9 protein-coding genes and 1 riboswitch are annotated in these 12666 nt (G+C 37.6%); of the genes, 6 read left to right on the plus strand and 3 right to left on the minus strand.

The window, feature by feature from the left end; translation table 11 throughout:
• The 5 genes from FYJ25_RS07555 to pflA all read left to right on the plus strand — a co-directional run bounded on the left by FYJ25_RS07555 (position 1) and on the right by pflA (position 6706).
• Positions 1–1053 carry a CDP-glycerol glycerophosphotransferase family protein gene (locus FYJ25_RS07555; protein WP_154580956.1) on the plus strand — a complete coding sequence of 351 codons (1053 nt, stop codon included), beginning with the start codon at positions 1–3 and terminating at the stop codon, positions 1051–1053.
• Between the two features lie 116 nt (positions 1054–1169).
• Positions 1170–1931 (plus strand): threonine/serine exporter family protein, encoded by a 762-nt coding sequence (locus FYJ25_RS07560; RefSeq protein WP_227084209.1) that lies wholly within the window; start codon positions 1170–1172, stop codon positions 1929–1931.
• Positions 1928–2362, plus strand: coding sequence for a threonine/serine exporter family protein (locus FYJ25_RS07565; RefSeq protein ID WP_021907725.1), 435 nt, complete (start codon positions 1928–1930; stop codon positions 2360–2362). Before FYJ25_RS07560 ends, FYJ25_RS07565 begins: the two co-directional genes overlap by 4 nt.
• Before the next feature lie 443 nt (positions 2363–2805).
• Positions 2806–2891, plus strand: a riboswitch (ZMP/ZTP riboswitch).
• A gap of 476 nt (positions 2892–3367) precedes the next feature.
• Complete coding sequence (pflB, locus tag FYJ25_RS07570) at positions 3368–5620, plus strand: formate C-acetyltransferase (RefSeq protein WP_154580958.1); 2253 nt, start codon at positions 3368–3370, stop codon at positions 5618–5620.
• 339 nt (positions 5621–5959) lie between these two features.
• Positions 5960–6706, plus strand: coding sequence for a pyruvate formate-lyase-activating protein (pflA, locus tag FYJ25_RS07575; RefSeq protein WP_205677390.1), 747 nt, complete (start codon positions 5960–5962; stop codon positions 6704–6706).
• Positions 6707–7417: 711 nt separating this feature from the next.
• Here the strand turns inward: pflA and FYJ25_RS07580 are convergent.
• The 3 genes from FYJ25_RS07580 to FYJ25_RS07590 all read right to left on the minus strand — a co-directional run bounded on the left by FYJ25_RS07580 (position 7418) and on the right by FYJ25_RS07590 (position 11391).
• The gene (locus FYJ25_RS07580; RefSeq protein ID WP_096241256.1) at positions 7418–9007 is read right to left on the minus strand and encodes a peptide chain release factor 3; all 1590 of its coding nucleotides are present in this window, start codon (positions 9005–9007) and stop codon (positions 7418–7420) included.
• A 214-nt stretch (positions 9008–9221) separates the two neighbouring features.
• The gene (locus tag FYJ25_RS07585; protein WP_154580959.1) at positions 9222–10406 is read right to left on the minus strand and encodes a sugar transporter; all 1185 of its coding nucleotides are present in this window, start codon (positions 10404–10406) and stop codon (positions 9222–9224) included.
• Between the two features lie 262 nt (positions 10407–10668).
• On the minus strand, positions 10669–11391 hold the full coding sequence (locus tag FYJ25_RS07590) for a hypothetical protein (RefSeq protein ID WP_123864871.1): 723 nt from the start codon (positions 11389–11391) through the stop codon (positions 10669–10671).
• Between the two features lie 618 nt (positions 11392–12009).
• Here FYJ25_RS07590 and FYJ25_RS07595 point away from each other — a divergent pair.
• Positions 12010–12657 (plus strand): hypothetical protein, encoded by a 648-nt coding sequence (locus FYJ25_RS07595; RefSeq protein ID WP_154580960.1) that lies wholly within the window; start codon positions 12010–12012, stop codon positions 12655–12657.
• Positions 12658–12666: the final 9 nt, after the last annotated feature.

Consider the following 12666-nt stretch of genomic DNA (forward strand, 5'->3'; position numbering starts at 1 on the left):
ATGAGTAAAAAAACTATTTCATTTGTAAGTACCCGTGGACGTGGACTAAACACTGATCTGCAACTTGTAAAAGACAATCTCATGACTGCTCTTCCAGAAGTGGAATTTGAGTACTATCTCAATAAAACAGCTACAAAGATTCCTCTAATCAATACTAAAATGGAAGATGCACGCCGAACTTTTTGTACTGAAGCCCAAAATATCATTTGTATGGATCCTTCTATTCCAATTAAAATACCTAGTGCTTCCGAAAGAGAGCGCCGTTTGCTCTTAGCAACACCTTTTGATTATCAATTTAATATTTTTATGAAATATCATGATAATCCTGACCAACCAAAGAAACAGACATTCATACGCTGTACACATGTAATGCCCGGCTCTCCATTTACAGCTAAACTTTTCCACTCTTTTTATGAATGGGAAGATAGTGTTACCTTTTTAGATGGTATTCCCCTGCCTATTTCCTGGGATATTCTTCAGGAAGAGAAAAGAACTACTGTAAAAAAACAATTGGAATTCTATTTTCCGCAAGCAAAAGGTAAAAAAATACTATCCATACTTTTAGTCGGACAAAAACCCGAACCCGAAGATGGTTCAGAACCTGTAAACCTTTTTGATAATTTTAACTTAAAAAAAATCATGGATTATATAGACGATGACTGGTTTGTAATTACAAATAACGAGGATCTTGTAGAACTATCCTACCAGTTACCATACCAATATTCTTCTAAATTTGGTTATATTAAAAATAAAATTTCGCTTAATGATATGATGTACCTTTCCGATATGTTGATTACAAACAGCAGCAAACATGCCGGAAACTTCTCAATCACCAAAAAGCCTATTTATTATTTGGAATATCTTCCAAAAATATTTGGTGATTTTATAAAGAAATTTTATCCATCTATGTATTTGAAAGACCTGGAGCAATTACTGACACTTGACTTTAGTAACACTGAATTATCACCTGAACAGAAAAACTTCTGCCAAGAATTTTCTTATGACCCAACAGAAAATCCATTAGAAACAATTGAAAAGCTTTTCAAATACTAATTTATAGATTTCGTATAGACGAAAAAAGAGCGAAATAGTTCTCTGATTAAAAAGATTCCAATAGTACCCTAAATTTGTGATATACTATATCATATTTTGTTGAAAGGAGAATTTCATTGAGCTCACCAAATGCTATTTTACATGAATTATTAAATCTGGCTGAAATTATGCTGACCAATGGCGCCGAAGTCAGTCGTGTGGAAGAAACGCTTAATCGAATGGGACATGCCTACGGTGCCAGCCAGATGAATGTTTTTGCAATTACATCAAGTATTGTTGTTACAATGGTATTTCCTGAGGGAGAAGAATATACACAAACTCGCAGGATTACCACTCCTGCCGGCACAGATTTTTTTAAATTAGAACAGGCAAATGCATTAAGCAGACAATGCTGTGCCACTCCCCTTTCTTTAACAGATTTGAAAGATGAAATAAACAAAATTTCAAAAATAAAACCTGCACCTTATACTATTTATCTGGGAAGTATGCTTGGTGCCGGCGGGTTCTCTGTCTTTTTCGGTGGAACGATCTTAGATGGAGCTATTGCTGTTATCTTTGCTTTTCTCCTTTGTTTTTTACAAAGGCATTTAAATTCTATATGCAGTAATACCTTTATTCTTCAGTTTTTCTGTTCTCTCTTTATCGGTACCGGCATTTGCATCACTGCCTTCTTTTTTCCGGTAATTCATGTAGATAAAGTTATGATCGGAGATATTATGCTGTTGATTCCCGGTATTCTTATGACCAATTCTATCCGGGATATTTTAATCGGAGATACGATTTCCGGTATAATGCGACTCGTAGAATCTCTTCTATGGGCTGGCGCTCTTGCCTGTGGATTCATGTGCGCTATCTGGTTTGTGGGAGGTGTATTATGATACTTCAGTTCTTTGCGGCTTTTATCGGAGCTGCCGGATTCGGATTCCTGTTTCATTTGCAGTTTAAACACATTTTTCCTGCAGCTTTAGGTGGCGTACTGACCTGGGTTATTTATGTTATTGCTAATACCTGGGGGTTCGATGTTTTTATTTCCTCACTATTTGCCAGCGCCTTTGCTGCAATTTACTCCGAAGTCATTGCAAAAATAAGAAAAGCTCCCACCACACTTTTTCTTATCATCTCTGTTGTTGTTTTGATTCCTGGCGGTTCTCTCTACTACACGATGAGCTATGCTGTTCAAAGGCAATGGCAGTATGCCGCAATGTATGGTTCTAAAACCGTCCAATGTGCATTAGGACTTGCCATCGGAATGAGCCTCATATGGATATTCCACGATATGGCAAGAAGAGTTTACTCTTTAATTCATTAGGGGAAAACAGACGAAAAAAGAAATGAATACAATAGTTTTTGGGAAAGAGATGGGGAAGGGGACAGAAGGTTGTGGCTTATTCTGATATTGTCAATGATGATACAATGATATCGCCAACTATCATTGTATACGATAAATATAAAGGCGATTTCTTTAATATTCTGGACACTATACCTTCCAAACAAGCAGTAGACTTCTGATCTCTCCCCCTTTCTCTCCTCCAAAGACTATTGCATTCATTCACGTGGAGCCAACAAACAGAAAATAAAAAGAATAGACGATAACAAATGTAATGTGAGAGCAAGTAAAAATGCCGAACAGGCATTTTCTACGCAGCGATATCTTTACATTTGTTATCGTCTATTCTTTTTATTTTCGTCTGTTTTCCCCAAATGAATTAAATAGTTACCCCTTGACATTTGATTGGCTTTTGGTTATAGTTAGGTTACTTATACGACTGACGGAAGTAAGTGGAATGAACCACATGAAGTATGAGATTCTTATTTAGCCGACCGTCTGGGCAATTCTTGTCTGGATATCGGCTTTTTTTATTTTACTCTGACAGGTTCAAGTCGAGCTGTCACTCACCACCTGAAAGAGGTGGGAGTCTTCTCGACTGAGATGAATATTCTATCCGATATCCCCGAGAAGAAATAACTTTAAATCATGATTAAGCCAGGTGAAATTTTTGCTATTTTCTTGTTGATATTGTATTTATATCCGTACATTTGTACGATTTGATATTTTTTTATCAACAACTTAAATCCCTTGATTTTAAGGGCTCTAAGAACATTTTTAGTGTATATGTTCAGAAAAAAGAACACATAATATCAAAAATTTGTTTGACGATTATCAAAAATCATGCTAATAATGTTGTTAGGTGATTATAACTATAATAAGTTTTAACTAATTATTTAAAATCATCTGACACTTTTTTGATTTTTTAGCAAACATATTTCAAAGCCTTGACTTAAGAATTTTTTACAAACAGGGAGGTCAATTAAGATGTTACAAAAAGAACAATGGCAGGGATTTAACGGACGTATCTGGAGAGAAGAAGTTAATTTAAGAGAGTTTATCCAGGATAACTACACTCCATATGATGGAGATGCTTCTTTCCTTGAGGGACCTACAGAAGCTACGAATACGCTGTGGGACGAACTGCAGAAATTGCAGAAGGCTGAGCGTGACAAAGGTGGCGTTCTTGATATGGATACCGAGATTGTATCAAGCCTTACTTCACACAAACCAGGCTATATTTCTGAAGCTTTAAAAGAAAAAGAACAGATTGTAGGTCTTCAGACAGATAAGCCTTTAAAACGTGCCTTTATGCCATTTGGTGGTATCCGTACTGCGGAAGAAGCCTGCACAACTTATGGTTATACACCAAATCCAGAACTGCATAAAATTTTTACAGATTATCATAAAACACATAATCAGGCAGTATTTGATTCTTATACACCTGAGATGAAGAAAGCTCGTCACAACAAAATCATTACCGGTCTTCCAGATACGTACGGACGTGGACGTATCGTTGGCGATTACCGTCGTGTTGCTCTTTATGGTATTGATTTATTAGTTGAAGACAAGCAAAAAGATTTCGCAAACTGTGGCGATGGAACGATGACAGATGATGTAATCCGCTTAAGAGAAGAAATCTCCATGCAGATTAAAGCATTAAAAGATATGAAAGTTATGGCAGAAAGCTATGGTTATGATATTTCTGAGCCTGCTTCTAATGCAAAAGAAGCTGTTCAGTGGACATACTTTGGTTATCTTGCAGCAATTAAAACACAGAACGGTGCTGCTATGAGTATCGGACGTATCGCTACTTTCCTTGATATTTATATCAAACGTGATATGGATAAAGGCATCCTTACAGAGAAAGAAGCACAGGAATTAATTGACCATATGACTATGAAGTTCCGTATGGTTAAGTTTGGACGTATCCCATCCTACAATCAGCTCTTCTCTGGCGATCCTGTATGGGCTACACTTGAAGTCGGTGGTCTTGGTCAGGATGGTCGTTCTATGGTTACAAAGACAGACTACCGTTTCCTTCATACATTAGAAAATATGGGACCTGCTCCAGAGCCAAACCTCACCGTACTTTACTCTGAGCGTCTTCCAAAAGCATTCAGAGATTATGCCGCTCATATTTCTATTACAACAAGTTCTATCCAGTATGAAAATGATGATGTAATGCGTCCGGTATGGGGCGATGATTACTCTATCTGCTGCTGTGTTTCTGCTACACAGACTGGTAAGGAAATGCAGTTCTTCGGCGCCCGCGCTAACCTTGCCAAATGTCTTCTTTACGCAATCAATGGTGGTGTGGATGAAAAGACCGGCCAGCAGGTTGGACCGGAATATAAACCAATTACTTCCGAATATCTTGATTATGATGAAGTAATGCATAAATACGATATCATGATGGACTGGTTAGCAGGTTTGTATGTAAATACATTGAATCTCATCCAGTACATGCATGACAAATATTACTATGAATATGCACTGATGGCCTTAATCGATACAAATGTACGTCGTACTTTTGCTACCGGTATTGCAGGATTCTCACATGTAGTAGACTCCTTAAGTGCGATCAAATATGCCAAAGTAAAAACAGTCCGCAATGAAGAAGGTCTTGTTGTTGATTATGAGACAACTGGTGACTTCCCTAAATACGGAAATGATGATGACCGCGCCGATGATATCGCTGTATGGTTACTTCAGACATTCATGAAGAAACTGGAGAAGTTCCATACTTATCGTGATTCTGAACCTACAACTTCTATCCTTACTATCACATCTAACGTAGTATATGGTAAGGCAACAGGTTCCCTTCCAGATGGAAGAAAAGCCGGTGAACCACTTTCCCCAGGAGCAAACCCAAGTTATGGTGCAGAGCAGAACGGTCTCTTAGCTTCCTTAAACTCTGTAGCTAAACTTCCTTATGAATGGGCATTAGATGGTATTTCCAATACGCAGACAATCAACCCTGATGCACTCGGTCATTCCGAAGAAGAACGTATTGGTAACTTAGTAAATGTTATGGACGGCTACTTCGCACAGGGTGCTCACCACTTAAATGTAAACGTATTTGGTGTTGAGAAACTGATTGATGCCATGGAACATCCAGAAAAAGAAGAATATGCAAACTTCACAATTCGTGTTTCCGGCTATGCTGTTAAATTCATCTCACTGACAAAAGAACAGCAGTTAGATGTAATTGCAAGAACATGCCACGATAGAATGTAGTAAAAATAATTTATACCGAAAGCAGGATGATGAGCCTGAACGGTGCATAGCCTAGTTAGCTCCTATCCTGATGAAGAAAAAAGAGATACTTTTATACACCGTACTGTACATTCCATTTTGCCTGATAAAACAGCCACTTCGAAGAAAGCAGTTCAAAGCGGCTACAGTCAAAATTCCATAGTACGAAATGATAAAAGTATTCTCTTTTTTCTTCATTAGGATATTTTAATATTTGATATGCACCTGTCTATGTTCTGCCACCTGCTTTCTCCTTGATAATTTATTTTTACACTGTAATAGAAATAGAAATTACAATGAAAATATTATGAGGTGTTATTTATGAGTGATAAAAATGCGATGGCTCTTGTTCATTCTACGGAGAGTTTTGGTTCTGTCGATGGGCCGGGAGTTCGTTTTATTATTTTTTTACAGGGTTGTCCTTTGCGTTGTCAATTCTGCCACAATCCAGATACCTGGAAAATGACGGACGAAACCGGAGCTGTCTGGAAAAGTGCAGATGAACTGTTAAATCAGGCTCTCCGTTATCGTGCTTACTGGAAAAACGGTGGCGGTATTACAGTAAGTGGTGGTGAACCTTTATTACAGATTGATTTTTTATTAGAATTTTTCAAAAAAGCAAAAGAAAAAGGAATTCATACTACTATTGATACAGCCGGAGGACCATTTACAAGAGAGGAACCTTTCTTTTCTAAATTTCAGGAACTGATGAAATACACTGACTTGTTATTAGTAGATATCAAACACATCGATACCGAATGTCACAAAGTTTTAACTGGTCGCAGTAATGAGAATATTCTTGATATGATTCGCTATCTTTCCGATATCAAAAAACCGATTTGGATTCGCCATGTCCTTGTCCCAGAACGAAGCGATAAAGATGAATATCTGACTAGATTAGCTGATTTCATTCACTCTCTTGATAATGTGGAAAAGGTGGAAATCCTACCTTATCATACGATGGGTATTTATAAATGGAAAGAACTTGGACTAGATTATCCTTTAGAAGGAATTGAACCACCAACAAAAGAACGAGTGGAGAACGCAAAGAAAATTCTTGCTATTTAATTCATTAGGGAATAGACGAAAATAAAAATAATAGACCATTGCAAATATAAAGATATCACTGCGTAGAAAATGCCTTTTCGGCATTTTTACTTGCTCTCACATTATATTTGCAATGGTCTATTATTTTTATTTTCTGTTTGTTGGCTCCACGTGAATGAATTCAATAGTTTTTGGGAGAAATTAAGGGGGAGAGGTCATAAGTCTACTGCTTGTTCGGAAGACATCTTTGTCATGGAATTTTATTTACCTGTTCTCACATTACATTTGCAATGGTTTATTCTTTTTATTTTCTGTTTGTTGGCTCCAGAAGGAATGAATACAATAGTTTTTTGGGGATAAGGAGGAGAGGTCAGAAGTCTACTACTTGCTCGAAAGGTATATCATCCAGAAGAAAAAGATGATATATTGCCACAATATAGTAGTGAATTTATCGTATACAATGATAGCCGGCGATATCATCTTATCAGCATGCCAGCATCAGAATAAGCCACAACCTTCTGTCCCCTTCCCCATCTCTCTCCAAAGACTATTGCATTCATTCCTTCTGGAGCCAAAACACAGAAAAAAGAAATACTTCCATATCCCAGATGCGGCTTCGGAGCGTGTCTAAGATGCAAATAAGCATCTTAAACACAGCGACTACAGAGCAGATGGGATATGGCAGTATTTCTTTTTTCGTTTGTTTTCTTCTTAATGAATCAAATAGTTATTTTATGCTTTTCCAAATTCAGAGAGTACTAGTCCTTCGTTTCTTTCTAAGGTCATTCCCACACTCCAGCTATTAATAAACAGTAACAGTGGGCGTCCCTTTAAGTCCTTAATCTTCTTCATATCCGATGTTCCGCGAAGGTTTTCAAGATCAATCTCTGTATTTTCAATCCAGCGGATATACTCATATGGAAGTTTTTCAAGGCGGATTTCTACGTTATATTCATGCTGCAGACGATAATTTAATACATCAAACTGCAGTGTTCCTACTACACCTACGATAACTTCTTCCATTCCAGTATTAAATTCCTGGAAAATCTGGATGGCACCTTCCTGTGCAATTTCATTGATTCCCTTAATGAACTGTTTACGCTTCATTGTGTTTACCTGGCGCACTCTTGCAAAATGTTCCGGTGCAAAGGTTGGGATTCCTTCATAGGCAAACTTCTTCGGTGAAGTTGTGATGGTATCTCCGATAGAGAAAATGCCTGGGTCAAAGATTCCGATAATGTCTCCGGCGTAGGCTTTATCAATCATCTTTCTCTCACTTGCCATCATCTGCTGCGGCTGGGAAAGACGTACCTTTTTGTCTCCCTGTACATGGAAAGCATCCATTCCTGCTTCGAATTCTCCGGAACAGATTCTCATAAAAGCGATTCGGTCACGGTGAGCTTTATTCATATTTGCCTGAATCTTAAATACAAATGCAGAAAAATCTTTTTCCTCAATTGGGTCGATTGTTCCCTGATCAGAAGTTCTTGGCAGTGGGGAGGAAGTCATTTTCAGGAAGTAATTTAAGAAATTCTCTACGCCAAAGTTCATGAGGGCAGAACCAAAGAATACTGGAGAGAGTTCTCCGGCATCAACTAATTCCTGATCAAATTCTGCACTGGCCCCATCTAAAAGCTCAATTTCTTCCTCTAATACTTCTCTTGCTTCGTCTGTAACATAGTTACTGATTTCCGGGTCATCGAGGGCGATTTCTTTCATCGTTCCCATCTTTGTACCCTTCATTGTGTCTTCAAATAAATCGATTTTCTGGCTTTTTCTGTCGTAAACGCCTGCGAACTGTTTACCGGAACCGATTGGCCAGTTTACCGGACAAGTTGGGATTCCAAGTTCTTTTTCGATTTCATCTAAGAGGTCAAAAATATCTCTTGCCTCACGATCCATTTTATTAATAAAAGTAAATACCGGAATATGGCGCATGGCACAAACTTTAAAAAGCTTTCTTGTCTGTGCCTCCACACCTTTCGATGCATCGATTACCATAACAGCGGAATCGGCTGCCATTAATGTACGATACGTATCTTCAGAGAAATCCTGATGTCCCGGTGTATCCAAAATATTGATGCAGCATCCGCCATACTCAAACTGTAATACGGAAGAAGTTACGGAAATACCTCTTTCTTTCTCAATATCCATCCAGTCAGATACCGCATGTTTTGCGGTTGCTTTTCCCTTAACGGAACCAGCCTGGTTGATCGCTCCTCCATATAAAAGGAATTTCTCTGTTAATGTGGTCTTACCGGCATCCGGATGCGAAATAATCGCAAAGGTACGTCGTTTTTTTATTTCATCTATTCTACTCATGTTGTTCTCCTTACATTTTTTCAACAGATTTTATCACCTGCACTACAGTAATTACCTGTAGCTTTTATAGTCAAACAGTACCTATTATCGTATAAAATCGTCATTTTCGCAAGTACATCTTTTATTTTTGTTACATATTTCAGATTACGTCCTTTTACTTCCCATAAATTTTCTATCTTAAGAAAAAAAGCGAGTATAAATACCCGCTTTAAAATCAATCTGCCCTATCAAATTCCTTCATATATTTTATCACAACAAATATACACAGCAATGCTGCCACTACCGCTATCACGCCACCAACCATTCCGATATAGGAAATGGACAGATGTGTGCAGATACTTCCTCCAATCCATGTTCCGCTTCCGATTCCAAGATTATAGATTCCGGAATAGATTGCCATTGCTACAGAAGAAGCCGCTGCCGGTGCATAAGTAATAATTTCTGACTGAAAGGTTACATTAAATGCCATAACAGCCATACCCCAGAATGCACATAAAACAACAACCGCCATATGTGCTTTTGATACAGGATACAATAAAAGTAAGGCTGCTGCTACACTGATCATGACCAGTCTTATAAAAAGATATTTATTCTTGTCATAGTAATGGGAAAATAAAAAACTTCCTAAAAGACCTGCTGCCCCGAATATAGTAAGTGTTGTCGTAACCCAGTTAGCAGAAAGACCTGCCACCTTCTGTAAGAACGGTTCAATATAACTGTATCCCGTATAATACGATGTGGCAAATAAAAATGTGACAAGAAAAATTCCCATCAATGTTTTATTTTTCAATATTTCCGGCATTTGCTTAATAGAGAATGACTCGCCTCCCGGCACCTTTGGGAATACAAAAATCATATATGCTGTTGTGATAAATGCAATTACTCCCACACAGAAAAATGCCATATTCCAGCCCATATGAAGTCCTATGATCCTTCCTAACGGAAGTCCAAGAATCATCGCAATTGAGGTTCCGGTTACTACCATACTAAGTGCAAGTGAACGAAACTTTTCTGACACAACACTGACTGCTGCCGGTGATGCGATCGACCAGAATACTGAATGTGTACACGCTACACCGATACGTGATACCATTAACATTCCATACGAGGCAGAAAAAGCGGACAGCATCTGGAAGATTCCAAAAAGTGCAATCGTTCCTAACAAAAGTCTTTTAAAATCAATCTTATTCAATAGAAGCATCAACGGCAGAGACAGTAACATAACGATCCATGAATATACTGTGATCAGTACCCCTGCATGTGCCTCTGTAATATGAAAGCTGTCGGCAATATCTGTCAACAAACCAATCGGCATAAACTCTGATGTGTTAAATATAAATGCGGAAACAGTAATCCCGAGAAGCGGAAGCCATTCCTTAAGTGACATTTTACTTTGCATAATTTTTAATCCCTTCTAAATAATAATTTTATATAAAAACCACGACTATTAAATCACATGGTGACTTATGTGTCAATCCTGAATATAATTTACTCCAACAGCCAAAGATAATCCTCTGAAAGATAAATAAAGCATATTTGTGACCTCGGAGCAAGGTTTAAACATTCGCGCGTCCAAGCGAACATTCAAACCACAGCGACTAAAGTCACAAATATGCTTTATTTATCTTTCAGAGGATGTCTCCCCTTGCCTGTAGCAAATATTATTTATTCTGCAAAGCTTTCGTAACTAATGCAGCAATCTCATCTACCTTCCATGCCGGCTGAGTAGATGCAGAAATCTTATTGCCTCTCTCCCAGATTCCCTGAGCAGATGCAGATTCTTTTGGTTTATACTCCTCACTGTCATCTTTCCATGCTGGCTGTGTAGAGCTTGATACTGTTGTTGGCTTTGGTAATGGTTTGTTATAGAATTCCAGATTCTCTGTTAATTCTTTTCTTACTAAAGCTGCGATTGCATCCAGGTTCCATACTTTCTTTGTCTCAGAAGAAAGTCCACCTGGGGTATCTGTTGTATCCCATGCTCCCTGCGTTCCTGCTGCTGGTTTACGAGGAGCTTCTTCCTCTTTCTTCCATGCTGGCTGTGTAGAACTTGAGATTGTTGTTGGCGCCGGAATTGGTTTATTAGAGAATGCAACCTTTACATTATTAGACTCTAATGCCTTTGTTACAAGTGCTGCGATTTCCTGCACGTTCCACTTTTCCTTTGCTAAAGAAGAAACACCGCCCGGTGTGTTTGTGCTGTCCCATGCTCCCTGTGTTGCTGCGGAAGCTTTTGGCGCTAAATCTTTAGACCATGATGCAGAAGTTGCTGTAGAAGCTTTTGTTGGCTTTGGACGGGCAACATTAGAAAATGCCAGCTGATTCTCTTTAAGAATCTCCATTACCTGGCTGTGAATCAGCTCCTGTCTCTTGTTATCTATCATGTCTTTTCTACCCCTTTCCCAATATGTATACTTTGGTTTTCTGGTTATGGTGACATCCTCCCCCACCTATAGAGTTGGGAACTTCCCAACCTCGGCAAGTTTGGTTCTCGTTCGATAGCACCATTGTGCTAAGCATACACGAGCTACCTCCATGTGTCCCATGGTTGTGTTATGTTATATAAACTGAGGCTATTCAAAACAAAAAATAAGCATCGCAACTACGATTTCATGAATTCTTTCTGAATAGTCATATTTATTCTATTATAGCACTAATTCAAAGAGGGGATATATGAAAATTGCTGTCCTATTACTGAAATATATTGACTCTTCACACAGGAAATTAAAATCTAAAGGATTGACACATTCCTTCTGGTACATTCCACGTTGCCAAACTGTGGATTTAGAATAATCAGAAAAAAAGAAAAATGATATACCCAAATGCGGCTTGGAAGCATATTTAAGATGCGAACGAGCATCTTAAATACAGCGACTACAGAGCAGATAGGATATATCATTTTTTCTTTTTTCGTCTATACCAAATCTACAAATCAAGATTTACTTTTTTTTCACAAAGTATTATAATCATAACATACATTTTAATTAAGGAGGAAAGTTACTATGAAACACTTAGTAAAGAAACTGTCGACTTTATTTATCGTTGCTGTATTAGCTGTTACCATCCTGCTGCCAGCAACTGCAAATGCAAAGGAAAGAGCAATCAAATATCGTTCAAACTTAGTTGTAGTTAAAGACCCTATGTTTGCTTCTTCCATTCGTTTTCCTGAAAGGATAACTTCTTATACTTCCAGCAACAAAAAATTTACTACAACTGATTTATTACAACTTGACGGAGACCAATATGTCACTATTACTCCCTACACAAAAGCTTCAACTTCTCTTTCATTTGTAGGTAAAAGTGGTAAAATTTACAATATGAATTTTAAGATTGTAAATTATACAAATCCTGTATCTAAATTTAAAATCAATTCAAAAAATTATGCAAAAAAATTCAAGAAATCTACAGAATTTTCTAAAGAGATATCCGGAAAACAAAAAATTTCTGTTAAGGCAAAACGTGGCTGGAAGGTTGTTGGATTATATTATACTACCTATAATTATTCAGGCAAATGCAAAACTAAAAAAATTAAAAATAATCACTATGTAAATATTTCAAAAAAATATTCAGGATATGTAGATGTAACCTTAAAAAATAAAAAAACAAATGCAATTACAGTTTTAACTCTTTGCGTTGGTCCACAATTTTAATTATTAAAA

Source organism: Anaerobutyricum soehngenii, from assembly GCF_009697165.1.
In the GTDB taxonomy this organism is placed as follows: Bacteria; Bacillota; Clostridia; order Lachnospirales; family Lachnospiraceae; genus Anaerobutyricum; species Anaerobutyricum soehngenii.